At 59.7% G+C, this 26,670-nt stretch carries 25 protein-coding genes and 1 pseudogene; 9 read left to right on the top strand and 17 right to left on the bottom strand.

The genetic code is table 11. The annotated features are described in order from the left end of the window. Nucleotides 1-261 precede the first annotated feature (261 nt). The 3 genes from nifA to NKI10_RS29255 all read left to right on the top strand — a co-directional run bounded on the left by nifA (nt 262) and on the right by NKI10_RS29255 (nt 4,524). Nucleotides 262-2,028 (top strand): nif-specific transcriptional activator NifA, encoded by a 1,767-nt coding sequence (nifA, locus tag NKI10_RS29265; RefSeq protein ID WP_352801016.1) that lies wholly within the window; start codon nt 262-264, stop codon nt 2,026-2,028. A 226-nt stretch (nt 2,029-2,254) separates the two neighbouring features. Then, on the top strand, nt 2,255-3,394 hold the full coding sequence (gene hisC, locus NKI10_RS29260) for a histidinol-phosphate transaminase (protein WP_352801014.1): 1,140 nt from the start codon (nt 2,255-2,257) through the stop codon (nt 3,392-3,394). Between the two features lie 89 nt (nt 3,395-3,483). After that, nucleotides 3,484-4,524, top strand: coding sequence for an LLM class flavin-dependent oxidoreductase (locus NKI10_RS29255; RefSeq protein ID WP_352515285.1), 1,041 nt, complete (start codon nt 3,484-3,486; stop codon nt 4,522-4,524). Between the two features lie 605 nt (nt 4,525-5,129). On the opposite strand, the gene NKI10_RS29250 is transcribed toward NKI10_RS29255, so the two are convergent. From NKI10_RS29250 to NKI10_RS29165, 17 genes are all read right to left on the bottom strand, one after another. Beyond that, nucleotides 5,130-7,022 carry an ABC transporter ATP-binding protein gene (locus NKI10_RS29250; RefSeq protein ID WP_352515286.1) on the bottom strand — a complete coding sequence of 631 codons (1,893 nt, stop codon included), beginning with the start codon at nt 7,020-7,022 and terminating at the stop codon, nt 5,130-5,132. Next, nucleotides 7,022-8,890 (bottom strand): ABC transporter ATP-binding protein, encoded by a 1,869-nt coding sequence (locus tag NKI10_RS29245; RefSeq protein ID WP_352801012.1) that lies wholly within the window; start codon nt 8,888-8,890, stop codon nt 7,022-7,024. Before NKI10_RS29245 ends, NKI10_RS29250 begins: the two co-directional genes overlap by 1 nt. A gap of 85 nt (nt 8,891-8,975) precedes the next feature. Next, entirely contained in the window at nt 8,976-9,869 is an 894-nt protein-coding gene (locus NKI10_RS29240) for an SIR2 family NAD-dependent protein deacylase (protein ID WP_352515287.1), read from the bottom strand. 32 nt (nt 9,870-9,901) lie between these two features. Then, nucleotides 9,902-10,114, bottom strand: coding sequence for a putative nitrogen fixation protein NifT (nifT, locus tag NKI10_RS29235; protein WP_023672220.1), 213 nt, complete (start codon nt 10,112-10,114; stop codon nt 9,902-9,904). Beyond that, nucleotides 10,111-10,431 carry a nitrogen fixation protein NifZ gene (locus NKI10_RS29230; RefSeq protein ID WP_023687354.1) on the bottom strand — a complete coding sequence of 107 codons (321 nt, stop codon included), beginning with the start codon at nt 10,429-10,431 and terminating at the stop codon, nt 10,111-10,113. Before NKI10_RS29230 ends, nifT begins: the two co-directional genes overlap by 4 nt. 98 nt (nt 10,432-10,529) lie before the next feature. Next, a complete protein-coding gene (locus NKI10_RS29225; RefSeq protein ID WP_023672218.1) occupies nt 10,530-10,724 on the bottom strand; it encodes a 4Fe-4S dicluster domain-containing protein in 195 nt (64 codons plus the stop codon). Between the two features lie 31 nt (nt 10,725-10,755). After that, on the bottom strand, nt 10,756-12,234 hold the full coding sequence (nifB, locus tag NKI10_RS29220) for a nitrogenase cofactor biosynthesis protein NifB (RefSeq protein ID WP_352862501.1): 1,479 nt from the start codon (nt 12,232-12,234) through the stop codon (nt 10,756-10,758). A gap of 364 nt (nt 12,235-12,598) precedes the next feature. After that, nucleotides 12,599-12,925 (bottom strand): hypothetical protein, encoded by a 327-nt coding sequence (locus tag NKI10_RS29210; RefSeq protein WP_352801018.1) that lies wholly within the window; start codon nt 12,923-12,925, stop codon nt 12,599-12,601. A 51-nt stretch (nt 12,926-12,976) separates the two neighbouring features. Next, nucleotides 12,977-13,276, bottom strand: coding sequence for a ferredoxin family protein (locus NKI10_RS29205; protein ID WP_023806340.1), 300 nt, complete (start codon nt 13,274-13,276; stop codon nt 12,977-12,979). Nucleotides 13,277-13,287: 11 nt separating this feature from the next. Further along, nucleotides 13,288-14,595 (bottom strand): FAD-binding protein, encoded by a 1,308-nt coding sequence (locus NKI10_RS29200; RefSeq protein WP_023712672.1) that lies wholly within the window; start codon nt 14,593-14,595, stop codon nt 13,288-13,290. Nucleotides 14,596-14,605: 10 nt separating this feature from the next. Then, on the bottom strand, nt 14,606-15,715 hold the full coding sequence (locus NKI10_RS29195) for an electron transfer flavoprotein subunit alpha/FixB family protein (RefSeq protein ID WP_023685019.1): 1,110 nt from the start codon (nt 15,713-15,715) through the stop codon (nt 14,606-14,608). Nucleotides 15,716-15,732: 17 nt separating this feature from the next. Then, nucleotides 15,733-16,584, bottom strand: coding sequence for an electron transfer flavoprotein subunit beta/FixA family protein (locus NKI10_RS29190; protein ID WP_023672212.1), 852 nt, complete (start codon nt 16,582-16,584; stop codon nt 15,733-15,735). A 185-nt stretch (nt 16,585-16,769) separates the two neighbouring features. Then, nucleotides 16,770-17,150 carry a nitrogenase stabilizing/protective protein NifW gene (gene nifW / locus NKI10_RS29185; protein WP_023687348.1) on the bottom strand — a complete coding sequence of 127 codons (381 nt, stop codon included), beginning with the start codon at nt 17,148-17,150 and terminating at the stop codon, nt 16,770-16,772. Continuing rightward, on the bottom strand, nt 17,147-18,355 hold the full coding sequence (nifV, locus tag NKI10_RS29180; RefSeq protein WP_352515289.1) for a homocitrate synthase: 1,209 nt from the start codon (nt 18,353-18,355) through the stop codon (nt 17,147-17,149). Before nifV ends, nifW begins: the two co-directional genes overlap by 4 nt. A gap of 25 nt (nt 18,356-18,380) precedes the next feature. Then, a complete protein-coding gene (gene nifS / locus NKI10_RS29175) occupies nt 18,381-19,547 on the bottom strand; it encodes a cysteine desulfurase NifS (protein ID WP_023685015.1) in 1,167 nt (388 codons plus the stop codon). A gap of 36 nt (nt 19,548-19,583) precedes the next feature. Then, nucleotides 19,584-19,934, bottom strand: coding sequence for a hypothetical protein (locus tag NKI10_RS29170; RefSeq protein WP_352801058.1), 351 nt, complete (start codon nt 19,932-19,934; stop codon nt 19,584-19,586). A gap of 55 nt (nt 19,935-19,989) precedes the next feature. Beyond that, nucleotides 19,990-20,310 (bottom strand): HesB/IscA family protein, encoded by a 321-nt coding sequence (locus tag NKI10_RS29165; protein WP_023698282.1) that lies wholly within the window; start codon nt 20,308-20,310, stop codon nt 19,990-19,992. Between the two features lie 544 nt (nt 20,311-20,854). Between NKI10_RS29165 and hemP the strand changes: the two genes are divergently transcribed. From hemP to NKI10_RS29135, 6 genes and pseudogenes are all read left to right on the top strand, one after another. Beyond that, a complete protein-coding gene (hemP, locus tag NKI10_RS29160; RefSeq protein WP_023685012.1) occupies nt 20,855-20,959 on the top strand; it encodes a hemin uptake protein HemP in 105 nt (34 codons plus the stop codon). Between the two features lie 30 nt (nt 20,960-20,989). Next, entirely contained in the window at nt 20,990-22,081 is a 1,092-nt protein-coding gene (locus NKI10_RS29155) for a hemin-degrading factor (RefSeq protein ID WP_352801056.1), read from the top strand. Between the two features lie 831 nt (nt 22,082-22,912). Further along, entirely contained in the window at nt 22,913-24,130 is a 1,218-nt protein-coding gene (locus tag NKI10_RS29150; RefSeq protein ID WP_352562708.1) for a cytochrome P450, read from the top strand. 39 nt (nt 24,131-24,169) lie between these two features. Continuing rightward, nucleotides 24,170-24,370, top strand: coding sequence for a ferredoxin (locus NKI10_RS29145; RefSeq protein ID WP_352801054.1), 201 nt, complete (start codon nt 24,170-24,172; stop codon nt 24,368-24,370). A gap of 319 nt (nt 24,371-24,689) precedes the next feature. Beyond that, the gene (locus tag NKI10_RS29140; RefSeq protein WP_352862502.1) at nt 24,690-25,301 is read left to right on the top strand and encodes a nitrogen fixation protein NifQ; all 612 of its coding nucleotides are present in this window, start codon (nt 24,690-24,692) and stop codon (nt 25,299-25,301) included. 999 nt (nt 25,302-26,300) lie between these two features. Continuing rightward, a pseudogene (locus tag NKI10_RS29135) lies at nt 26,301-26,670 on the top strand (hypothetical protein); the annotation flags it as partial.

Below are 26,670 nucleotides of genomic sequence, written 5' to 3'. Positions count from 1 at the left end.
CACAGATGAAAGAAAGCTCGATTGACTATGCCGCCTCGCTCCAGTCTTTTGAAAACAACGTGTGTTTGCCCGGGGCAAGCCAATAACATGGCCAAGCCTCGTGGAGGGAGTAGCCAAGCGATGCGTCAGGGCTAGACCCGCTTTGCACTCGACCACACGGCGGCGGCACGAGTTCACGTCGGAGCATTTTCGCGCGTGCCCGCGACGTCGCGGGCGCACATGCCGCCAGCCTAGATTTGATGGCGCGAGATCGAGGATCACATGCACCACAACATTAGCAAGTCAGAACAGAATGCCCGCGACTGCGGCATATCGCTGCCGAATGCGATAAAGGGTTGTCCAAAGTCCGACACGAATCCTGCGAATGTGGCATTGCACGAGCGCGCGCTAACCGGCGTCTTCGAAATATCGAAAGTACTCGCCGATGCCGCCCGGCTCGAACTCAAGTTGGCCAAGGTAGTCGATCTCCTGCACTCGTTTGTGCAGATGCGGCACGGCATCATCGCTCTCTGCGATGCCGAGGGCGGACTGGACGTCACAGTGGCCAGCGGCTGCGGCACGAACGGCAATGAGCCCTCCCGGTCGCGCCTGCCGCGCAACGCCATCGATCAGATTGTGACGACCGACACGCCGCTCGTCGCCGAGGACATAGCGATGCATCCGACCTTCACTGCCGCTGATATCGAGGTGCTTGGGGCCTCCGACACCGTGTCGTTCATCGGCGTTCCCATTCGTGTTGATGGGAACGCCATAGGCGCGCTGACTTTGGACCGGGTTTTGGAAAGCAGGTCAAGCTATCGGCTCGACGATGATGTCCGGCTGCTTACCATGATTGCCAACATGGTGGGACAGACAGTCAAGTTGCATCGCTTCTCCGCGGCCGACCGCGAGCGAACGCCGGAGCTGGAACATCGGCTGCAAACGAAATTTTCTAATGTTAAGCACCCTGCACCCCGGCGCAAAAAGGTTCACGTCGAGGGGATGATTGGTGACAGTCCGGCGATAAGCGCCCTGCTGGAGAAGATCGCGGTCGTAGCCAAGGCAAAAACCACAGTTCTGCTGCGAGGTGAGTCCGGTACCGGGAAGGAGCTGGCTGCCAAGGCAATTCACGAGTTGTCGCCGCGCGCCAAGCGGCCCTTCGTTAAACTCAATTGTGCAGCGCTCCCAGAGACAGTCCTGGAATCCGAATTGTTCGGTCATGAGAAGGGTGCCTTCACAAGCGCATTCAATTCCCGCAAGGGGCGCTTTGAGCTCGCTGACAAGGGGACGTTGTTTCTCGATGAGATTGGCGAGATCTCGGCCTCGTTCCAGGCAAAGCTACTGCGCGTGCTGCAGGAGCAGGAGTTTGAGCGCGTCGGCAGCAATCAGACCATCAAGGTCGATGTTCGCGTGATTGCCGCCACGAACAGGAACCTGGAAGAGGCGGTTGCAAGGAATGAGTTCCGCGCCGACCTATACTACCGCATCAACGTGGTTCCCTTGCTGGTACCAGCATTGCGCCAAAGGCGCAGCGATATTCCGCTCCTCGCAGCTGAGTTTCTCAAGAAGTTCAACGACGAGAACGGCTGTACGCTCACCTTCGATCCGCGTGCGATTGAAGTGCTGATGAAATGTGAGTTTCCCGGCAACATTCGCGAGCTTGAAAATTGCGTGCACCGGACAGCGATCCTGGCCGAGGGACTGTCAATCGGAAGAAACGACTTTGCCTGCTCCCAAGGCCAATGCTTTGCCGAGGCGCTGTGGAAGTGCAGATCGGGCAAGGCCGCGCTGCAACCACCGCCGATCCTGCCGGAGTCAGCGAATTTGGCCACGCCCCCGGACGAGGCCGCCAGTTCGGCCGCGACTACAGTCCCGCTTGCCGGCGCAACCCACCCAATTGGCGCGAGGACGCCCGATATAGAGCGCGTCATTGCTGCCATGGAAAGATGTGGCTGGGTGCAGGCAAAGGCAGCGCGCTTGCTTGGGCTGACCCCGCGCCAGATTGGCTACGTGCTGAGGAAATACGGCGTCGAGATCAAGCGTCTTTGAAAGCATGACCCTGGGCATGAGCTGAGCCGCTTAGCGCCGCGCAGCGATGCAGATCCGCGTCCGCGTCAACTCGATTCGACCGAGGACAGCCTGGCTGAATTCCCATGTCAGCCGGCGCTGCGACCATTGTGTGAAAGGCAACCCTGCCATCGTCAATCCCGTCCGCCATGTTGCTCTCGTTGCGAGCTCATGCGGATGCCCCTGTGTGACTGAAACGGAGTTAAATATGTCCGACGCAAAACTGCAAACTGTGCTTTCGGCTCTTTCGCAAGTGACACGACAGTTGGATGCTCTGCCGTCCAACGGACCAGCGCCGGACGCAAATTTTATCAAGCTGAATACGAATGAGAACCCGTTTCCGTTGCCGCCAATCATAATGAAAAGTGCAGTGGCGGCCCTCAAGCGCCCGTATCTATATCCGGATGACGATAACTTCAGATTGAGGGAAGCAGCGTCCAGCACCTATGGCGTTTCCAGGGATCAGGTCATCGCTGGCAACGGGTCGTCTGAACTGCTCGGACTGATCTACAGAGCTTTCCTCGCACCCGGCGACAAGGTTGCGATGATGTCGCCAGGGTTTTCGTTCAACCGCAAACTTGCCATGCTTCAGGGCGCTGAGTTCCTCGAAATCGGATGTCAAGCTCATTCCCTGCCAATGGAGCAATTGCTTTCCGGTCCGGCAAAAGGCGCCAAGTTTATTATGTTGGCCAATCCAAACAATCCGACCGGAACATTCCTCCCGATAAGCGATATCGAACGCCTCGTAGCACAATCGGACCGCTTGGTTGTCCTTGATGAGGCCTACGTCGACTTTGCACCCGATCACGGACTGCGCCTCATCAACCGGTATTCGAACCTTCTGATCTTGAGGTCATTCTCGAAAAGCTATGCCGCCGCCGGCATTCGCGTCGGTTTCGGTTTCGGTCACCCTGAAATTATTGGAAGGCTGCGAAACATCCAGAACGTCTTCAACATGAACGTGATCGGGCATGCCGTTGGTATCAGCGTGCTTGCGCATCGCGGCGCCTACGCAGACAACCACAAGCACATCAAGGATGAACGAGAGCGAGTGACAGTTGCACTATCGCAACTCGGATTTTCCGTAACACCCTCTCGCGCAAATTTCTTGCTGGCCCGTGTGCCCGCGGGACAGGACGGCTCATGGTGGCAAGCAGCATTGGAGAGGCAAAAGATACTTGTCGCGTTTTTTCCGGACAAAGGCTTGGAACACTGTATCCGCGTCAGCATCGGCACAAAAGAGCAGATGGATGAATTTCTTGCTGCCGCTGGCGACATTGCTGGAAGCTTAAGGGTGCCAAGCTCCAGGGGCAGGGAAGCGTCAGGCTCTCCTTCTTCGTTACGCTGACGCTAATCGGCGATCACACACATCTCTTCCGACTTGCTTGGTGATCCCAGCAAGAAAACAGCCTGCTTTTAAAATCGGGGACTTAAAGAGTGACAAACGTCTTTCCTTCAAACCTAGCTTTCGGCATCTTCGATCATTTGGATGAGGGTGGCCTCGATATAGGCCGGCAGTACGAAGATCGCCTGATCTTAGCAGAGGCGTGCGATCAGCTAGGGTTCTATGCCTACCATCTCGCAGAACACCACTGTACTCCCCATGGGAGAGGTCCATCGCCGAATCTGTTCTTATCGAGCGTCGCCCAGCGCACCCGGCGCTTGCGTCTCGGACCCTTGGTGATGCTGCTTGCGCTTTATCATCCGCTGCGTGCGTTCGAAGAGATCTGTATGCTGGACCAGTTGAGCGGTGGCAGGCTCGAACTGGGCATAGGGCGCGGTGCTCTCCCGACCGAATTGGGCTACTTCGGGATTGGTGCGGACGCGGTGCCGGGCCGTTATGCCGAAGCCAGCGAAATTCTTATGGAAATACTTGTTAATTCGAGGGAGGTCGGCACGCTATGCTATCAAGGCCGCCATTTTGATCTCAATGACGTTCCTTTGACGCTAAGACCTCATCAGCGTCCACATCCGCCCACATGGGTCGCTGCCAATCGACCCGAGTCCGCAGCTTGGGCCGCTGCGAATGGAACAAATATCGCGTGTGTAGGACCTTCCTCTTCTGTTCGCAAAACTACTGATGCGTTCCGCGCCTATCGAGAGGACAACGCAGGCGGGGGGGATCAAGGGAGATTTGTCGGATTGCTCCGCATGGTCGTGATTGGGCGTTGTGACACACATGCCTATTCGCTCGCGGCACCTGCTTACGCACGCTGGCTCAAGAGCTTCCAATTCCTTTACGAGCTTAACGCTATCCCCACTCCACCAAACTTGCCGCTGACCTTCGATGCGGCAGTCGAGAGTGAATTGTGCGTGGTAGGATCAGCAGAGTCTGTGCGAAAAGCTCTGCTAGATCAGTTGGAAGAGGCAGGTGCCAACTACCTGCTTTGTCAAATGGCATTTGGAAATCTGCCGCTAGATGCTTCCCTTTACACCGCGACGACCATTCAGTCCGAAATCATGGCTCGACTTGGCTGACCATGAAATTCGCGGCCTGAGGTTACATCCTTGTGCAGCGCTCCTCACACCCACGTGCTCGAGCGTGCACGTGGTGGGGCGGGCAATCGGGAGGAGGCCAAACTGACGACGAGCAGGCGGCACAGAATACCAGCTTTGTGCGTTGGCTGGCGTCTGGGCCATCGTGTGAACATGCACGATCCTAAGGAGAGGGTAGCCGAGCGCGTCGCGATGCCGGCACGCGCCTGCTCGTCGCGCTGGCGCTAGTCGTTGCCCATAGCCAGCCGCAGGAGGTTCTTCTCGCCCAGGGCGGCGTCGGTGCGGCGCCCACTAATCCAGCTTCATCAGCGGCCCGTCGGTAGCAAAGCCGTCACTCGCTACGGCGCTATTGAGGGCGCGCTCGCGAGCGGCTTTGCGACGCCCAGCCAACACCTCGAGCGAGCTCGCCCGATGATGGTGGTGCACCGCGGTCGGATACGATGCTGGAGGAAATCGTTCGCAGCCGGTCTTCACGAACTGCGAGGAGTGCTCGTTCTTGAATGCTGGCTGCTGGCCGGACGCGGTGGCCTGAGTGGTCTGCCGACACGCCCGAAAGCCAACGCCACTACCACAAGGCCGCCAAGATGTCAGGTCTGAGAGCCAGCTTGGACGGTGGTATCGTGTTCGGGAAGGTCGTCGAAGGAGGCGTAGTTGAGATAGTAGAGTCTGGAATACAGGCCGCCCATGGCTATTAGCTCATCGTGGTTGCCAGTCGCAACAACTTGGCCATTCTGAAGCACGATGATGCGGTCGGCCCCCCGGACCGTGGCGAGACGGTGGGCGATGACGAGGCCAGTCCGCCCTTCAAGCAGCTTGATCAGAGCCTTCTGAATCTGCAATTCCGTGTAGCTGTCGATGTTGGCGGTAGCTTCGTCGAGCACGAGGATCTTGGCGTCAGCGACGAGGGCGCGGGCGAAACTGATAAGCTGGCGCTGGCCGAGAGATAAGTTGTCGCCGCGTTCGCCAAGTTGGGTCTCATACCCGTCGGCGAGGCTCATGACGAAGTCATGCGCGCCGACGGCCTTGGCCGCCTCGATCACCTTGTCGCGCGTGGCTTCCGTCTTCTGGTATCGAATGTTCTCGAAGACCGTCCCGGTGAACAGGAATGGCTCCTGCAGCACCATGGCGACCTGGCGGCCGAGCGATTCCTGGGTGAGGTCGCGTACATCATGTCCGCCGACCAGCACCTGACCCTGCTGAACATCATAGAAGCGGTGGACCAGGGCCATCGAACTCGATTTGCCAGAACCGCTCGGTCCGACTATTGCGACCGTCTCGCCCGGATTGACCTTGAACGAGACATTTTTCAGAACCGAACGGTTCGGATCGTAGCCGAAGGTGACGTCCCTAAACTCGACCGAGCCGTCCATTTCGGGCGAAAGCACCTCGGCATTGGGTTTGTCCTTAACATCGATCTTGACGTCGAGCACATCGGTCAGGCGCTTGCCTGAGGCCATGGCGCGCTGCATGACCGAATATTGCAGGGTGAGTGAGCGGATCGGGTCAAAGAAGCGCTGGATGTAAAATAGGTAGGCTACCAACACGCCCACATCTATACGGCTATTCATGACCATCGAGCCGCCGACCACAATAACGGCGGCCAAGGCGAGGCCGGTGATGCCATCGACGATGGGCACCATGACCAGTGCATATCTGGCAGCGATCAGGTGGGTCCTGAGGTTGGCATGGGCCCGATCGTCAAAAAGACTGAAATTCACCTGCTGGCGGTCCATTGACTGTATGGTCCGCACGCCGTGAATGGCTTCGGCCAGCGCGCCATTGACGACGGAATTGGTTTCGTGTGCAGCCATGAAGGCGTCGCGGGCACGCGGCAACCAGACAATGCGGACGATCACCAGGATCGGCAGAACCGATAGCGTCAGGAGGCCGAGGCGAAAGTCGAGCCACAGCATTACGAAAACGATGCCGAAGAGAAGCGCAACATCGCCTAGGGAATATACCGAGGTTTCCAGGAACTCCTGTATGGAGTTAACGTCGCCTTGCAGGCGCGACATCAGGCGTCCGACCTCGGTCTTGTCCATGAAAGAGAGCGAAACCTTTTGCAGATGGCCAAACATGGCGCGGCGGATGTCGAACAGGACAGTTTCGGCCATTTTCCCATCCAAGGCTTCCTGCATGTAGCCGGCGGCGAAATTGACCAAAATCGCCGAAAGGAACGCGCCGACGGCCGCAAGCTGGGCTGAGCGATCGGGCCTTGCCGGGTTCATGCCGAGGTCGATCGCGTAGCGGATGATCAAGGGGATGAGAAGCTGCGTCCCGGTGAAGAACAGCATCGCGACAATCGTGACAACTACCTTTGCCCGGTAGGGATGGACGAAGCCCCAGATGCGACGGAGGATGCTCTTGTCGAAAGCCCGGCCGAACATCTCCTCCTCGATCCGGTGCGAGCCGACGACCGCGCGCGGAGGGCGTCTCCCGTCGTCACGTTCGGCTTCGAGTTCGCCGCGGCCCTGGTCCATCAGCGGGCGCCCCCATCCTGGCTAATAATGCTATCACCCGGGCGCGTCTGGAGATCGTAAAGGGCCCTGTAGCGTCCCCGCTTCGCCAGAAGCTCTTCATGCGTGCCGCGTTCTACGATTTCGCCTTTATCGACAAAAAGGATTTGATCGGCATGCTTAAGCGCACTCAGCCGGTGCGCGATGATGATCGTCACCCGATCCTTTGCGAAGCGCCGCATCGCCGCGCGAATGCGCAGCTCGGTGCCGGCATCGATCGCGGCCATCGAGTCGTCGAAAATGATGACGGAGGGGCGCAGCATCATGGTGCGAGCAATCGTGAGACGCTGGCGCTGGCCGCCAGAGAGAGAAACGCCGCGTTCGCCCACGACCGTCTCATACCCTGCCGGGAGCCCGAGGATGTAGTCGTGGAGCTGGGCGAATTCTCCAGCGCGTTCAATTCGCTGTCTCTTCGCCCAGGGATCGCCATAAGCGATGTTGTTCTCGATCGTTGTGGTGAATAGGAACGCATCCTGCTGTACAACCGCGACCGCCTTGCGAAGGCTCTCGAGGGTGACATTGCGTACGTCCTGGCCGTCCAACGTGATGGCGCCATCGGTCACGTCGTAAAAGCGGGGGACCAGATGAGCCATCGTCGATTTGCCGGAACCCGGCGGACCGACGATCGCGATCGTCTCGCCTCTCCGGGCCTCAAAGCTGAGGTTCTTCAGAATGGCGCGGTTTTCGGCGTTGGGGTAGGCAAATGAGACATTGTGGAAGCGCAGAGTGCCGTCACTTATCTCAAGCGGTCTGGCCTCGAGAGCATCCCTGATTGTGATCTCCTGATCGAGGAGACCGAAAAGCCGCGAACCGCAGCTAGAAGCGCGGGCAAACGCATTGACCATGAGACCGATCTGGCGGACTGGCATTTGCAGCATGGTCATGAAGGTCAGGAAGGTCGCCATGGTTCCGACGCTGATCTCGCCAGCGACGAGCTTGTTGCCACCGATCCCAAGCACCAATCCCATTGAAAAAAAGTAGGACAAGGTCATCGCCGACGTGTTTGGTACGTAGATGTCAACGAGATCGTTGGCGAGGTCGAGCGCGTTCTTGGAAGCGCCGTCGAACTTCAGCATCTCATAGGATTGAGCCGCAAAAGCGCGGACCACACGGATACCTGCGAGATTTTCCTTCATCACGCGGCTTAGTACCGAAAGGCGCTCATAGAGGTCGAGCCAGGTGGCGCGCAGCCTAAGCTGTGTGGTCGATGAGCGCCAAGCGACAAAAGGCACGAAGCTGAGCGCGGCCAAGCCGAGCATCGGATCGGTCGAGATCATCATGTAAGCGCCAATCCCGATCAGCATCGTCAGCAGGAGCACCCGCATGAGCCCGGTGGAAAAATACATCCGCACGCCTTCGAGATCGAGCATTCCGGCGGTTATCAGATCGCCTGAATGGACCCGGTCGTGAAAGGAAAAGCTGAGACGCTGGATCTTGTCGTAGTAGGCGAGCCGCAATTCGTACGCGACATGATGCCCGACGGCTTCGGCAAAATAGTTCTGCGCCATCGTGAAAACGCCGCGTAGCGCGCTGACGGCGAGCAGCAGGAGAGCCGGGGCCCAGAGCGCTTGTCCTGCCGCAGCCCCCGCGACACCGCCCCCGATAGCTGTCTGGGTCTGGTCGACAGCCCGGCCGAGAAGCTGGGGAATGAGCAACTGGAGGATTGCCGCCATGATCGTCGAGCCCATAGCGAGGGCGACCTGCCACGGATGGCGCAGATTCATACGCGTGATGCGCAACAGCGTACTCAAATCCCGGCCCCAGCGCGCCGCTTCAACATGGGCCAACGAATTCAGTGCGTTCGTTGCGCCGCTGACAGCTTCACTGTTCACGGGTGTATTCCCGACTGCATTTTGCGCCTTCGAGGAAAGCCGAAGCAGACATCATCAAAGGCATCCGCCATTGTTAATCCCGTCCTCAACCTGCAGCCGTGCCCGTTCCCACAAGCCGAGCCGCCGCTTGACCTACTGGCATGTCGATCACCGTGATTCCGCTTGCCGCAAGGAAACGCGCTTCGTTTCTGGTCAGGGTTTCGGCGTCCATTACGGTGCAATAGGGACCGCGGGAGCGCTTCATGATCTGTCTGGCGTAGGTGCGCAGCATCTGATCGTTGAAGCGGCAGCCAACGAAGAAAAATCCACGGGTGATGCGCCGTTCCTTCACAGCGTCTGGGATCGGTGTCTGGATATCAATTTCGGACAGGACTTCGACGTAGTCGGAATCTGCGACGAGAAAGTTTTGCGCGGGCGTAATACTCCCGTGAGGTGAATAGAGAACCGTCTTGGCCCCCAATCGGGGGTCGAGCTCCCTCCCGGACAAATCGTAGGTTTTCGTCCAAATGTTGCCGATTTCATTCGCGCGCGTGACGCCTTGTATCTCAACGACGTCCGTTCGGCCCGTCTCTACCAGAGCCGTGCGCATCGCGCTGTCATACCAGCTGTCGATGATGAGGGAGAGTGGCAGCCTTGCGAGCCAGGCGTGGAAGGGGGTCGGCCCCACCGGCGCTGCGAATATGTCGGTCATCCAAGCTTGAAGGGTCCGGCGATGCCGGCGCTGTTCGATGAACTGCGCAACCGACCACATATTGGTGCGGATCCTGGAAGGGGCAGGAGCCCGTGCGTTGAGTGCCGCGGCAACAACCTCCGGGGTATGCGGCACAGGCGGTTCCACACAGTTCAACTCAAGAAGACCCGGACCGAGATAGGGGATCACCTCATCGGCGGCGAGCGCTCCCTTCGCCAGGTCAAGCAGCTTTTCAGCAAAACTGTCCCGCACAATGACGAGGTGGCCCGATGTCAGGATCGTGTTCATCTCGTTTCCTCGCGACGCACCTAGGGGCAGCATCAGCCCTCTTCGGAAATCTTCCTTGCCTCGACGGTGATCGGCAGACGCGTATCATGTGGGAGATCGGGTAGGAGGAGCCGCCACCCGTTCCTGAGCGTGACCGTTCCGCCCCACAACTCTTCCTTCTCCAGTTTGATGATCGGCTCTTCGAGGTCCTTTTTGGGGACATACGCCGACAAACCAGCATCGGTCCTGCGGATCATGACTTTCATCTGGCCGTCCCTTCATTGGTATTGCTTTCAGCACTGCAGGGCGCCTCGGCCTTGTCGAGGCTCATCAGTTCACGCGCTCGCATACCGACGACGGTGCCACGGTCGATCCACTCGACCGCATAGATGAAGAACTGCTGGAGAAAGGTGCCAATGTCGCGCACATATCCCTCGTCCCCCTTCCGCACGAGATTTTCGCCGATCTCCCTGCCAGGATAGGTGCCGTCATTCTTTATGTGGCGAGTGGCACGTACCCGCTCTCCCGGCATGAATCGTGGAGGCCTGCGGATTTCGATCTCCTCTTCGCGTCCGAGCGACATGTCCGTTCCCTGATTTCTCTTGCGGCTGAGATTGCGAACAAGGCGTTCCAGGCGTCCTGCGTAGGCAGCCCCCAACCATGTCGGCAGTCCAATGTCCGTTACGCAGGAACGCAGGTCTTCGGCACCGGACATACCGAGGCACATTGCTGCGCATCGAAGACCCCCTCGCATTCGGTGCACTTCTGTGACTCGATCACGTAGCTCTCGCCTTTGAACTTGATCGCGCCCGAAGGACATTCGAATTCGCAGGCGCCGCATTGGGTGCATTGGGATGCGATGATCTTGAAAGCCATTTTAACTCCTGGTCCGAATGAATGAGACAGCTCAGGCCGTCGCCGCGAGTGTGGGGGTCCCAGACGCGGCGATGTAAATCGCGCTGATTGCTGTCTCGATATAGTCATGGGCACAGGCGTCGGTGGCTCTGATTCCGGCCTCCGCGAGCTGATCCTGCGGGCAATTTCCGATCTTGGCGCACAGCACGATATCTATGCCTTGAAGCGCTGCGATGACGCCATCGAGGGCGGCTTCTGCGCCCCAGCCGCCGAGGCAATACTTGTCCACCTTCCGATGCCCGACGAAGCTGATCCCTTTCAGCGAGGCTTGATAAACCTGGAATTCCTTCGCATGGCCGAAATGCTCATTGACGCGGCCGCCGCCCTTGGTCGCTACCGCGAAGAGAAGGGACTTGCCGCGGCTCGCTGCCTTGACCAATCCGATCGCTTCTCTCCTAGCCTCGACGTGATCACGGCGCTCCTCCGCGACCAGCTCCCGATAGGCCTTGCGTTTGCTGGCATCGTAGGTGACCTCGCCGGGAATCCGGTCGACTGTGAATTCCTGGCCACGATCTTCTCCGAGCAGGCCCACGGCATCTGCCCGGCACTGCCGGCAGTGCCGCATCAACTGGGCGCCACCTTCGACACGATCCTGAAGAGCCTTCATCTCCATTGCGTTTGGGCCGCGCTGCCCGCTCAGTCCGTAATGCGTGCCGTGTGCCGGGTCCGAAATCAGCGGCATAAGGTTGTGCAGGAACGCGCCTCGCTCCTTAACCCATCTATTCACCTCGATCAGATGCTCATCGTTCACGCCTGGGATCACCACCGAGTTGATTTTGGTGAGGATGCCCCGCGCGGTCAGCATCTCCAGGCCCAACATCTGCCGTTGGTGCAGGATCCGGGTGGCTTCAATGCCGACGTAGCGGCGATGATCGTGAAAGATCCAAGGATAGATCTTTGCACCGACCTCAGGGTCGACCATGTTGATCGTGATCGTCACGTGATCGACATTCATGTCAGCAAGCTCATCGACACGGTCGGGCAGCGCCAGCCCATTCGTGGATATGCAAAACTTGATGTCTGGGATTTCCTTGGCGACCCTGGCGAAGGTCGCCTTCGTCTTCTTCCAGTCGTAGCAGGCGTCGCCCGGTCCGGCGATGCCGAGCACGGAAAGCTGCGGCACCTCGTTGGCGACCGCGATCACCTTGCGTAGCGCCTGGTCGGGCGTCAGCTTTTCAGAGGCCACCCCAGGCCGGCTTTCGTTGGCGCAGTCATATTTGCGATTGCAGTAGTTGCACTGGATGTTGCAGCCCGGCGCGACCGCGACGTGCATACGCGCGAAATAGTGATGCGCCTCTTCTGAAAAGCAGGGGTGATCCTTGATCTTCTCCCAGACAGCCGGATCCGTGTCGTCGGGCTTTGTCGACGAGCCGCAGGACGAAGACGCGCAGCCACCGGGTTTCATGGTGCCAAGCAACTGGTCACCGAATGTCGTGCTGAGGCTCTCAAGCGAAATTGCCGGTGCAGACATGAACGGCTCCGTTGCTGCGTGATGTCGCAGTTCAAAGCGCAAGAGCTATGCCAGCTCAAAGAGCTGTTTCGGTTCACGAATAGGCTTCTCGTGTCAGATTCCTTCGGATTGCTCCGACACACCTTTGTCGGGCTTACGACAGTGGACAGGCAAATAGGGTCGCGAAGCTAGCAGCCTCGGGCGCGCAGAGTGTGAGCGAGACCACTCCGGGCTGCTTACGCTTGACGTCATCACGACGTCTGGAATTTCTTCACCTTGTTACCATGCCGGCGCAGGGCGTAGCCGATTTTCCAGGGCGTGAGGCCAAGGATACGAGCCGCCCTGGCAAAACCCAACCGGCCTTGTCAATCGCGTCGATCAGCCACTAGCGTTCCGTCAGATGCGGGCGACAAGCGCCATGGTTCGGACGCCGGCCGTAAGGGGGAGATACCTTGCTGCGGAGGCGCCGATGCGACTGGCCGGCAGCCGCAATCCGCTCGATCTGGTACAGCCTGTGGCATGAGGCGGCGAGTGCCTGATTGAGGTGCGTGGGCGTTGCCGGCAGTGGCGGCAATCTCCGGCTCTCCTTCAGCGTCCAGACGACGACTTCTCCATCACCCGTCTGCAGAAACGTGGGCAGGACGTTCACGACAATTGCCCAGCGTATGGCGAGCGTAATCTCCAGCTCGCTTGGCGCGGTCAGCACCTTCACATATCGTAGAGTCCCTGAGCGCGGTATCTGCTTAGGGCATGCGTGCGCCGGTCATCCGAATTTAAAGAGGATTCCGAAACCGCCGCGTGGATAGTTCCACTCGATCTCACCAGTCGTCCCGCACAAAATCCGGCAGGTGCCGCACTCCATGCAGCCGTCGGCAGTGATCTCCACTTGACCCTTGTCGTTCAACTCATAACATTTCGCCGGGCAGACGTGGGTCAGCGCGAGCAAATTCGCGCTCGGCTTCTGGTGCGGTCGCACTTTGATGTGCGGGCGGCCGGAATCCACCAAGTAGCGGTTCTGGTAAAGCTTGTCCTCGACACGTGACTTCGTCGCTGCGCTGGTCATTTCGTCTCCCCTCAGCGCCACGCCAATGCAAGGCGGACCGCGTCGCTGACCAGCCCCCAGCGCGAGCGCGCCTTGATGAAGGCCGCCGTGGTCGCCTTTTCCTTCTCGATCTTCGGCGTGCCGTCGACACGCATGAAGTTCTGCGCAGCTTGCGACATCAACCGCGGATAAGTCGTGAAATAATTGCATGAATTGGTGTGGAGCAAGGCCGGCATGTCTTTGTATTTCCTCAGGTCCTTGACCACGAAGGACTTGTCCAGCATGGCTTTGTAAAGGGCGAGATTCCGTTTGTTCATCGGACCGTTGCGGCTCTTGACCTCGACGATTGCCTCAGCCGCAATGCGGCCGGAGGTCATGGCGAGGTTCGAACCCTCGCGGTGAATGGCGTTGTTCAGTTGCGCGGCATCGCCGACCACGACCCAACCATCGCCAAAGAGCTGCGGAATAGCCTTGTAGCCGCCTTCGGGAATGAGGTGTGCGGAATATTCTTTCACTTCCGAGCCGGCGATCAGCGGCCGGATCGAAGGATGGCTCTTCAAGGCATCAAGGAGAACGTAGGGGCTCTCGACCATCGCGGCAAAATCGGAGACGAGGCAGCCAATGCCCAGTGAGATGGACTCCTTGTTGGTATAGAGGAAGCCGAGCCCGGCCATGCTGCGGGAGGTCGTGCCCACCGCCTCGATCACGCAGCCCTCATCGCCCTTTACGCCGAACCGCTGCTCAATGACCTCTTCGGGCAAGAAATGCATTTCCTTGACGGCGAGGGCCACGGTTTGCGGCTTTGGCATCTCGCGCAGGCCGGCTCGAGTGCCAAGCAGTCCGCAGACACCTTCTGCGAGAACGACCACGTCCGCGTAGATGGCTCCGCCCGCCCGGTCTGTGCGGACGCCGATCACCCTGTCATTGGCATCACGGATGAGTTCCGTCACGGTCGTCTCGCACAGAACGGTCGCGCCGGCCGCGCGCACCTTACGCGAAAACCATTTATCGAACTGGGCACGGATGATCGTGTACCGGTTGGGCTTCGCCTCATTGAAGTCGTCCGACCTATAGTGAATCCCTGTATGGGATGTGTCGTCCATCACCCAAAGCCGCTGTTCAACCAAATGCCGCTCGAGAGGCGCATCATCCCGGAAATCCGGGATGATCTTCTCCAGCATGTTCGCGTACATGATGGCACCCTGGACATTCTTGGAGCCCGGATATTCACCGCGCTCCAACTGCAGCACCTTCAGGCCATGGCTGGCCATGGTGTAAGCAGCTGCGTTTCCGGACATGCCTGCCCCAACAACAATGGCGTCGAAGTTTTCCTCGATCATGTCCATCCCCTTAGCTCGAAAGCTTATCGCGACTGTGGGGCGACAGCCGCCGGGTGAAGGCTTCCGTCAGTGCGGGCAGGAAGCGGATCGCGTCGGTGACGATTCCGAGGTGAGCGAAATCGAAAATCGGCGCGTTCGGGTCGGTGTTGATGGCCACGATGAGATCCGCCCCCTCCACGCCAACCCGATGCTGGACGGCGCCGGAAATCCCGGCCGCTATGTAAAGCTTCGGCCGGATCGTCTTGCCAGTTTGGCCGATCTGCCGATCAGCTGGCATCCAGCTCTTCTGGACCAACGGACGCGAACAGCCGTGCTCGGCGCCGATTGCTCGTGCGAGGTTCTTCACAAGCTGCAGGTTCTCCGCCGCGCCAAGACCAAGGCCTCCCGCAACCACGACGTCGGCATAGGCAAGGTTTGCCTTCGCCGACTGATTGTCCGGCAGGAAGCCGAGGACTTTGGTAGCGATCTCGTCCTCGGCAAGCGAAAGCTTGTGCCGGATGACACGCCCGACCGGTTTATCCGTCCGCTGCGGCATGGGCATGACCCTCGGCCGCACGGTCGCCATCTGCGGGCGGAAATTGAGCGTATAGATCGTGCACAACAAGGAACCGCCGAAAGTCGGACGCGTGGCGGCGAGCGAACTGTCGGTATCCACATCGAGTTCGGTGCAGTCGGCCGTGAGCCCCGTCTGCAAGGTCGTCGCCACGGAGCCGGCAAGATCCCTGCCCAGTGTGGTGGCACCGAGAAGAAGGATTTCGGGTTTGTGGGTATCGACCAGATCCGTCAGCGCCTTGGTGAAAGGTTCATTCCGATAGTCGGCGAGCAGGGGCGCCTCGGCGATGTAGACAAGGTCAGCGCCATACGCGAATGCTTCGGCAACGGCGTTCCCGACGGCCTCTCCCGGCGGTCCAAGCACGACGCCTGCAAGCTGGACCTGAAGCTTGTCTGCTAAGTTGCGGCCTTCGCCGAGCAGTTCGAATGACACCGGATGGACCTCGCCACGTTCGAGCTCGATGAAAACCCAAACGTGCCGATAGTCCTTGAAATGGGCGGGCAATTCCTTCTTTATGCCGGCGCGGCCGGCGGCAGGGCGAGGGGTTTCTCCGTTCGCGGTCGACATCGTTTTGCTCCTTGCCGTCACGCGCCGCCGTTAAAGGCGAGCTCATGTTCCAGCGCCGGCTGGCGGGTGAAGATTGCGGTGATGAGTTCGTCAGCGACATCGCGCAAGGCCTTCTCGGCGGTGTCGATTTGTGCCGCCTTTTCAGCTCGAGCAGGAGGGGCGAAAACACGTTTGACGACCGTCGGTGAACCGCGCAGGCCGCATTTGGTGAGATCCTCAATGCCGGCGTCGGCCGCGCTCCATTTCAAGACCTGGCTGCGCGCGGCGCACAAGGCGTCCTGGATCGAGCCCCGGCGGATCTCGTTTGTGCCTTCCAGCATGGTGATGAGGCAAGGGAGCCTGCTCTTCAGCATCTGTGTGCCGCCTTCGGAACGGCGCTCGACCTTGATCTCGCGTGCAGCAAGGTCGACAGAAGGAATCTTCGCGACATAGGTCAGTTGCAGGAGTCCGAGGCGCTTGGCGATGCCGGGCCCGACCTGGGCGGTGTCGCCATCGATCGTCTGCTTGCCGGTGAAGACGAGGTCTGGCGTGCCGAACGTCTCGCCAATCTTCGCGATTGCCTGGGAAAGGGCGAACGAGGTTGCCAGCGTGTCGGAGCCGGCAAAATAGCGGTCGGTCAAGAGCACCGCTCGGTCGGCGCCGTAACCGAGCGCCTTGCGCAGCGCGTCCTCTGCCATGGGCGGACCCATGGTGAGCACAGTGACTTCGCCACCATGGGCGTCGCGCAGTCTGAGCGCTTCTTCGAGGGCGAACAGGTCGTAAGGGTTGATGATGGTCGGAACACCCTGGCGCATGATCGTGTTCGTGACCGGATGGACCCTTATCTGTGCCGAGTCCGGCACCTGCTTGATGCAGATTACGATGTGCATTGGCGGTTTCTCTAGGCTCGTGTCCGGGTCCGGCATTGCGGTTATCTCCTTTGTCCGCATTATTCGTGCCAAGTCTCTTGCGCTCCCCCTTTCCTACAACTTCGGCTGGTTGCTTCTGACGGCGCTGTGGTGATGACCGGATTTGGCGGCTGCTCGACATTGTCGCGTCGCACCCTTGTCGCCGATCATTCCCGTCCGAACCGCTTCAGTACCGAGTCGAACGGAACAAAGGTGTGACCCGGCGCGGCAGGTTTGTTCGGATCGTGGTCCTTGAGCACCTTGAAAATCCGATGCGTGAGCGGCGAGGAAATCGCAAAGTCCTCGTAAGCTCGTTCGAGCGTCGCGCGCACCCTCGCGGCAATCACCTGGTCGGGCAGACCGGAGAAATCTTCTTCGGCGAGGTATTGGCCCACACGCTTCATGATATGGAGCCGCGAGACATTCAGTACCTTCGGGTCATAGGCGACGCCTAGGACTGAGAAGAATTCCTCTGCAGCCGACAAGCGCTTCAGTCGTGCGAGGATGTCGGTGACATCCATGGGGCGGCTGTCAGCGGAACAATTCATTGCATTCTTCCTGGTCGCAAAGCTGTGGCCTCTGTGCGCTCGCGCACGGCTGACTTGGACCCGCACAGCTCGATGAGGGATGCCTCGCTGCACATTCCATCGTAGAGCTCGACCAGTCGAGTTGCAGTGACGGTCGATTTGGTCTCGGCCGCCTCGCGTCGGACGCGGGCCACCATCGCGGCTGCCAGATCCGGGTCGAGATCGCGACCGCTTTCGCTCAGCACATGGGCAATCGCAGTGGCGCCGGAATGCTTGCCGATGACGATCCGCCGGCAGCGGCCCACGAGAGTCGGATCGAGCCCCTGATAAGTACGCGAGTCCTTCAGCAGCCCTGCGACGTGAATGCCGGATTCGTGGGTGAAAACATCGGCGCCGACGACCGGCTTAGTGGCTGCGGTCTGCCGGCGGGCGGCCCAAGCCACCTGGGCGGCGAGGCCGGGCAATGCGGTCAGCTCAATGCCGGTGTCTGCGCCGTCGAAGACTGCCATTGCGGCGGCCACCTCCTCCAGCGCGGCATTGCCCGCACGCTCGCCGAGCCCCAGGACGGTGACGGAGGCATGGCGCGCGCCTGCGCGGATCGCCGCCAGCGTGTTGGCGCCAGCAAGTCCGAGATCGTTGTGCGCATGAAATTCAAGGTCGATTGGAGACTGCACCACGAGCTGGGCGACAAGTTCGAAGGTCGAAAACGGGTCGAGAACACCGACTGTGTCGGCCAGCCTCACGCGGCTTGCGCCGGCGCGTGCGGCCGTCTCGATGACGCGGGCGAGATGATCCCGATTGGCCCGCGAGGCATCCTCGCAGCCCACCGCGACGAAGAAGCCGGCATCGGCGGCGCGCCTGACCATATGATCGATGACCTGGAGCGCTCCCGCCTTGTCGAGGCCGAGCTTGGCGGCAAGTTGGATGTCCGACGCAGGCAGCGACAAATTGACCGCTTGGACGCCGCTCTCGATCGCTGCATCGAGATCCAACGACGTCATCCGGCACCAGGCCATGAGCCGAACCGGAAGACGCCGCGCTACCACGGCGCGAATTGTTTCCATCTCGTCGACGCCCATGACCGGCGTGCCGATCTCGATCTCTGTCACGCCAGCCGCCGCAAGAGACTCAGCGATCTCCAGCTTTTCCGTCGTGGTGAAGGCGACGCCCGGCGCCTGCTCGCCATCGCGCAAGGTCGTATCGTTGAGGGAGACATGACCGGTCATGACAGGCAGCCTGTTCTTCTGCGGCTCACGCATAGACCGGACTACCTGGCCCAGAACCGGAAAAGCTGCGCAGCTTCCCCACGATTCCCGGCATGACCTCGAGCACCCGGTCGATGTCCTCTTCGCTGTTGTCCCGCGCCAAGGAGAAGCGGACTGCCGCGTGTGGCGTTTTCATCGCGCTTAGGACATGGCTTGGTTCCAGAGAGCCGGAGGTGCAGGCCGAGCCAGAGGAACACGCGATGCCAATGCGGCTGAGGAGAAGTGGAATTCCATCACTTTCGACATGTTCGAAGGAGATGTTTGCGGTGTTGGGCAACCGTTGCAAGGGATCACCAGTGACACAGGTGCTTGGGATGCGCTGAAGGATCCCGCCCTCCAGGCGATCGCGGAGCGACTTTACCCGTGTGGTCTCGTCGTCCATGAATTTCAAGGCGAGTTCGGCCGCCGTGCCGAGCCCGGCTATGCCGGGCGTATTCTCGGTGCCAGCACGCCGGTTGTGCTCTTGGTGACCCCCCTTGATCAGCGAATGGAAATCGACGCCACGTTTTACGAAAAGCGCACCGATCCCTTTCGGCCCGTGCAGCTTGTGGCCGGAGAGCGACAGCATGTCGATTGCGGTCGACTTCAGGTCCATCGGAAGCTTGCCGACCGCCTGCACAGCATCGGTATGGAATAGGGCGCCCACTTCCTTGGCCAACTCGGAAAGCCTTGCCACGGGGAAGATCACACCAGTCTCGTTGTTCGCCCACATTATTGACACGATTGCAACCTGTGGGGTGAGGGCGGCCATATAGGCGTCGAGATCGAGCCGACCACGGCAATCCACCGGGATCCTGTGCACCTTGAGGCGGCGGGTCTTCTCAAGATGCGCGCAGAGCGTCAGCACGGCGGGATGCTCGACCGCGGACGTCACGATCTCGGTTCGGTTGGGCGCCGCCTCGAGCGCTGAAAGAAGCGCTGCATTGTCGCTTTCTGTCCCACCCGAGGTGAAAGTGATCTCATCCTCGAACTCCGCGCCGATCAGAGCTTGCAACTGCCTCCGCGCCTTTCTCACCGCCGCACTGACTGAGGCGCCAAGAGCGTGTGCCGACGAAGGGTTGCCGAATTGATCCCTAAAGAACGGCAACATCGCTTGCACGACCTCAGGATCGACCCGTGTGGTTGCGTTGTTGTCGAGGTAGACAGGCTTCATAGGTGCGATCCTCAGTTAAACAGAATGACGCGAGCGCTAGACCGACTCGTTGAGCCTCTGGCGCATGCCGTTGATGATCATTTGAACTGGCAGCGCGCGCAGGCGCCCGGAGTGTTTGACGTAAACCGGATCTCCGTCGATATGGACATGTTCGCAGTGGCCGTAGGTCAGCCCGCAGGTAAGGCCGCCCGAACGCGATAACGCTACCGATGAGCCGAATTTGGCGCAGCGGCGCGATTTGTCCGCAAGCAGCTCGGGTGCCACCAGGAACCGAGCTGCTTCGGGAGGCGACGTTCTTTGAATCCTACTGGGAGCGAATGGCGGTCCCGAGATCGGCTTTGACCTTGTCTTGTTTTTTAGGACGGGGGCATCTGTTGTGCCGGCCATATAAGTCTCCTCTGCCGCAAAATCACTCTGTCGGCCGCACAGGCGCTTCGGGCGTTTAACTGAAGGACTTGCCGCAGCCGCACTTTTCGCGCGCATTGGGGTTATCGAAGACAAAACCGGAAGATTGGAGCCCGGTGAGGAAGTCGACGGTCATGCCGGCTACATGGGGTTGGGAGCCCGCGTCCACGAACAGCTTGACCCCATCTGTGTCAGTGATCGCGTCGCCCTCGCGCGACACGCTCTCCAGGCCCATTAAGTATTTGAAGCCGGCGCAGCCGCCGGCCTCGACCATAATGCGAAAGCCGTCCGCCGGCTCGCTGGCGCGGGAAAGAGCAGTCTTGAAGGCGGCAACAGCGTTGTCGGTGAGCGTAATCATGGCTCCATTCTCCTCAGTCCGGGACCTGCTTGCCCATCACGTCGCATGCACCGTGCCAAAGCCAAAAAACGTTTCAACACAGCGCGGCATCTCTCACACTGGTGCTTCTTGTGAGTGCATTGCTGAGAAGGTGTCGGCCAATCGACACGTGCTGTCGGGTTTGTCGGGTCAGCCACGAGGGATGTTGGGCCTGAGTTCTTGGTTGAACTCACATCACCAAATACAGAACTTCTTCTGAGCTTGCTCGGCGCAATTGGCACGGTTTTTGAAGCTCCGTTTGGCGAGACGGCAAGAGCATGCCGATCCACAATCATGCGATAGGTGCCATCGCGATGGATGGGGCGAAGCAGGGGACCAACATGTCAGGACCGTGGTCAGATACGCGTTGTTTGGCAAAGCAGCGCCGCCCATGGCATCCGAATGCCCGCTTGGCCGATTGCGACAACATCCACACTCGCTCACCACCGCCCAGTAGCCGCCGACCGGCTCGATGGCATGCCATCGGCATGTGGCTGCTCGCTGGTTTTCGCACGGGTGCGACGCCGTGCGCACGCTGTCCAGCGACACCTTGTTCATGGGCCAGCAGCAGATCAGGATCGAGCATTTCGGCGCGCCTTATCGGCTGAAGATTCCCGGGCAGGGCAGATGATCCTCACACGTCGTAGAAACAGGGGTAAGCATGGACCAACGCGAGAAACCGTCGCCCGACGAAATCCGGCGGGCGTGCAAAGACAATCCGAAGATCCGGGAGCATGATCTCGCCGCTCGATTGGGCATTTCGGAAGCCGAGTTGGTCGCGGCGCATTGTGGTCACGGCGCGGTGCGCATCGAGCCGCGCGTCGATGATCTGCTGACCGGCCTCGAAGCGGTCGGCGAGGTGATGGCGGTCACCAGCAACGAAAGTGCCGTGCACCAAAAGATTGGCGTCTACGGCAAAGTGGTCACCGGCAACCAGCATGCCATACTGCTCGGCGACCAGATCGACCTGCGCATCTTCCCGAAAGCGTGGGCGTATGGCTTCGCCGTCGAGAAGCGCGAGGGAGCCGAGATCCGCCGCAGCCTTCAATTCTTTGATGCCACCGGCGAGGCGATGCACAAAGCTCATCTCACGCCCGCCTCGAACCTGCAGGCCTATCAGGATCTGACGGCAGAGCTTGTATCCTCCGACCAGGAGCCGATCATATCGCTCGAGGCGAGCGGGGCGCCCGATAACGCAGTGAGTCCAGACCACGCCAACACGGTCGACGACCTACGCGAGCACTGGGGCCGGCTAAGCGACGTGCATCAGTTCTACCATATGTTGAAGACACTGAAGCTCAGCCGCTGCCAGGCGATGCGTATGGCCGACGAGGATGACGCCTGGGCACTCGACAATGATGCCGTTGGCGCCCTGTTCCAACAGGCGGCCGAAGACGAGATGCCGATCATGTGCTTTGTCGGCAATCGTGGTTGCATTCAGATCCATTCCGGCCCGATCAGGTCGGTCAAGCAGATCGGGCCGCGGATCAATGTGCTCGAAGAGACCTTCCATCTGCATCTTAGGACCCATCTCATCCGCGAGGTCTGGGCCGTGCGCAAGCCGACGAGGGATGGTCACGTCACGTCCATTGAAGCTTATGGCGCGGACGGCAAGATGATCATCCAGTTCTTCGGCACGCGCAAGGAAGGCGAACGCGAGGGCAGCGACTGGCGGTTTCTGGCCGAGAGTCTGCCACGCGTTCCCGGTCCGACCTCCAGGGGTGTGTTGACTGCCGACAGGTCCTCGGATTGAACCGACCGCGATAGGACTCAGCACCACGTTCCGACAGCGGCTCGCGAGCAAATTTAGGTCCATGAGCGGAAAGGACTGCCGTCGTAGCGCATGCGCATGGTCAGGTGATGCACGCCGGAATGGACCGCATCTATACAGTCAAGCTGGTGGCCGACCGGACCGTGCGCACGAGTGCATCGCCGTCTGATCGAAAAGCCTTGCAGCGCCTCCGATAAAACGCATACGCCATCAGCGCCGAACCGAAGCGCGGCTTGACCTTTTTGATACTCGCGCAAGCGCCGTCGGGTCTTCTCGGACCGCACCCGATCCTTGCGCTGGATCGCGTCGTTGCTCAATCCGGGCCGTGCGGGCGATCTACTCGCTCGTCGACCGGCAGGCTGTGCCGCAACAGCCAAGCCGAACAGCCCGATGTCGCGGGCTCGACAAAACCGACCACGGATGTCGGTTGTCGGACGTTGTCATAAGAATGATGGACAGGTGATCATCAGCGGCGGGCCCAGCGCAGGCTGGCATTGCTTGGTGCAGCGCCATGGCTACCCCTATCCGGCACGCGAGTTGCTTCGACAATTTGATCAGCAGGGCAGAGGTGGATTGACCAGTCTCTCAACCCTAACGGGGATAAGCGGCGGCTTTGCTTCATGACCGGAGCGCGGCGGAGATGCCCCTCTGATCGACTCGCAACCCATCTCATCCGCGCTGGTGCAGGTGGGCTGTATCAGGCGACAGAATTTAGAAGGCACCCGACAAGAGACGTGCCCATGCTGGAAATCGACTTTATGAACAGCGGTGCAATCTCAATCGAGCCATGAACGCCAATGTAGAGAAAACAAAATGGCGACCAACCCCGTTCCAGATCATGTCCCGCCCGAAATGGTGAGGGACTTCAGCCTGTTTACATCGCCAGGGATGCCACCAACACCCAACGGGGATCCACACGCAGCTGTCGCTTGCGTACATGACGGGCCTCCGATCTTTTACTCCCGCTACAACACGCAAGATGGCCGGGGTACCTGGGTCATCACCCGTGCCGCGGACCAGCGGAAGGTGCTGCAGGACGCAGAGACTTTTTCCAGCCATCGCAGCATCTTCTCCTCGATTCTGGGTGAAAACTGGCCGACGATCCCGCTTGAGCTCGATCCACCGGCCCATGGCGTCTTTCGCTCACTGCTCAATCCGCTGCTTTCGCCAAAGCGGGTGTTGGCTTTGGAACCGGCTGTCCGCGAACGGGCGGTCGAGCTGATCGAAAGGATCGCCGCGTCGGGAACAAGCTGCGAGGTGATGAAGGATTTTGCCTTTCCTTTCGCGGTGAGCACCTTTCTTCGCTTTCTGGGGTTGCCTGATGACCGACTCGATACATTCGTTGGCTGGGGGAAAGATCTGCTCCACGGCGACGATAAGGAACGACCTGTGGCTGCCCGGACGATCGTGGCATTCATCGACGAACTTGCAGCCATGCGCCGCGACGAGGCGGTTGACGATTTCATGACCTTTATCGTGCAGGCACAGGTCGAGGGCCGCCGGCTGACGGACACCCAAGTCCGCGGCATCGGCGTGCTTGTCTTCGTCGCTGGGCTTGACACGGTCGCAGCAGCTATAGGCTTTGACTTGGCGTACCTCGCACGCAACCGCAAAGATCAGCAATTGCTGCGGAGCGAACCGGACCGCATCCCGCTCGCAACCGAAGAATTGCTGCGGGCCTATCCGCCCATTCAGTTGATCCGCGTGGCCACGAAAGATATCGACTTCGAAGGCGCGCCGATCCGGAAGGGGGACTATGTTTCCTGCGCCACGATGATTGCCAATCGTGACCCGGCGGAATTCGAATGCCCCAACACGATTGATTTGGAGCGGGAGGACAACCGCCACGCAGCGTTTGGCTATGGTCCCCACCGTTGCCTTGGCTCACACCTTGCCCGGCGGGAGATTGTCATTGGCCTGGAGGAGTGGCTGGCGCGCATCCCGGCTTTCAGGATCAAGCAGGGTACGGCGCCGATAACTTCTGGCGGCCATGTGTTCGGGATCGAAAATTTGGTCCTGGACTGGTCTTAGGCCCGCCCCGAGCCGGGCACAGACAATGGAGGCAGCGCCATGCGCATCATCGTCCAAAAGGCCAAATGCCAGGGCCACGCGCGATGCGCGGCGCAAGCGCCGGACATCTTCAAACTCGATAATGACGGTTACATCCTGCCTGGTGACATTGAAGTTGCGGAAGGGGAGGAACTGCCTGCATCCCGAGGCGCGCGATCCTGTCCTGAACGTGCGCTGGAACTCACTCGCTGCTCTGGATGAGACGGCATTCAACCGTGAGTCTGGCGGCTTGAACCATGTGGCCGCACTCAGCACGCGGCCTTGTCCTGCACGGTCCACGTCCAACTCTGCGGGGGCATTTCCGGCGCCAGTGTTCCCCGTGAGGCGCAAACGGCAGGGCAGGGTTCGCGAACAACTCTTCCAATCACACAATTTGCGTCAGAGCCGATGGACCAGACGAGAATTGCCGGACTACTCGACGCGAGGCGACCGGAGTGCCACACCGAAGAACTGCCCGACCCATGTTGCGGCAGGCCGGGTCTGTGCATGATTTGATAGGACCATAGCAGGAGAACGCACCATATTTGCCCAACATTATGCCCGGCTCAGCATCGGCCAATGGCCGCAGCTGGAGAGGAGGTTCGACCAGCATGTGCTTGCCTGTGTGCTTTCACGTGCGCTCGAGGAGATCGAGGCCGGCGAGGCGACGGCGACGGAGGCAACCGGACTTTCGCGCGCCGAGTTGCGCGATGTCCTGTCCCGCTGTTTCCCTGCTTTTCCTATCAACGCGTTTGCCTTGGAAGAGGGGAGCGAGCCTGAGCCGGATCTGGAAGAAGAACTTCTGCGCGGACTGCTGCTGGCGCATGCCCGGCCCGACGACAAGGCAAGCGCCCGCTTCGCCAAGATCATCGCCCGGCGTGCCATGCGCAATGACCACCTCTGGCAAGACCTTGGCCTTTTTAGTCGAAGCGACCTCGCCCGCCTGCTCGCCTCGCATTTTCCGACGCTGGCGGCCGGCAACACCCAAAACATGAAATGGAAAAAATACTTTTACCGAAAGCTCTGCGAGGCCGAAGGCTTTTCGCTGTGCAGCTCCCCCAGTTGCCGGGACTGCAATGATTTCGAAAGCTGCTTCGGCCCGGAGGAAGGCGAAAGCCGCCTCACACGGACCAAGGACAACGCCCAGGACTGAGAGCCGCTTGCGTCAGTCGTACAGCGTCAGAGCTCGCGCCGCGCCATCTGTCTGTTGTCAAATCTCGACGGACGCCTTGGGGGATTTGAATACTGTGCGCTCGCGATGCTCGCTTCGGCGGGTCGTCGTCATGGCAGGCGCGAGTCGAATGTTTGTTAGATGCCGCCACAACCTAAGCCGGCATCATCAATCGCTACAAGCGCAAGGAGTTGAAGGACACGTTGCGCGATCTTGAGCAGGCCGGACTTGGTGACCAGCTCGTTAGGTTTTCCAATTCATGAGTGGCTAGAGCGATGGCTGTACTGGCGTTCGATCTCGTTTATTTTTCCGGCCTGACGGCAGACCAACTGCTAGCAGCGTCATCTCACTTCTGGCGTGTTTGCTCCTTTATAACGCTCTGGTCCGGACCGAGTTAATCGATAGGTCGGCGGCCGCTCGGCGTCACTGCTAATGCCCTGATACGATTTTAGGAAACGGGGTCTGCAGTGTTTTCTTCCGCTTCGGCGCCACATAGCTTTCAACCAGGCGAAATGCTCGACGTCGACAGTTACCAGCGGCCGTAGGTTGATGGTCACCGTGTTTGGCGCTCAGAACTTCCTCTGTGCTAGTCAATGGCGAGCATCGGAAGCGATTTTGCAGGTTTTGCGCTGACGGGATTCTGGCTCGGCCCGCCGGTCGGGTTCGTCAAAAGGTGCTAATATAGCGTTGTATGTCCGATCGGCGGTAGTAGCCGCTTACTGATCGCCGGACGGTCGATCCCTGAACCTTGTTGCACCGCACCTGGAGTGCTTAGGGAATGATATTATCTGACAAATGGAAAAATCACGTAGGAGCCCAAGTAAAATTTTATTATATCTGACTCCTGAGAATTACCAAGTAATGATCCAAGAACGAATCTTTCGCGGCCGTTAAGTTGTTTTTCAACTCTAGTGCGTCACTATGGGGTCCGTAGATCCCAAAAAATGTCCCATCCTTTGCAGGGCAACAAGGAGGCGTACTATGGCAAGAATTTTTCAAATTCTTACGGGCAGTCTGACTGCCGGATCTGTTCTCGTAATTCTTTGTATGCCAGCGACTGCAGCTGGAATTAATGTCGGAGGCGTCGGCGGGGTATCCGTCGGCAGCGGAGGCGCCAGCGCTAATGTGGGCGGCAACAGCGGCGCTACGGCTAGCGTATCCCTAGGCGGTTCTGGGGCAAATGCCGGAGCCTCCGTCGGCGGCACTGGCGGAGCGACTGCTTCCATCGGCACCGGCGGCGCCAATGTCGGTGCCGTCACCGGGGTCGGTACCGACGTAAATGTCGGCGTTGGAACCAATCCAGCCGCCAACCCCAGCAACCCGACCGCTTCGAGCAACCCGAATCTGGCTA

The organism is Mesorhizobium sp. M0802 (assembly GCF_040320115.1).
Taxonomy (GTDB): Bacteria; Pseudomonadota; Alphaproteobacteria; order Rhizobiales; family Rhizobiaceae; genus Mesorhizobium.
The sequence above is the reverse complement of the archived record's forward strand: the minus strand, read 5'-3'. Positions and strand labels throughout refer to the sequence as shown.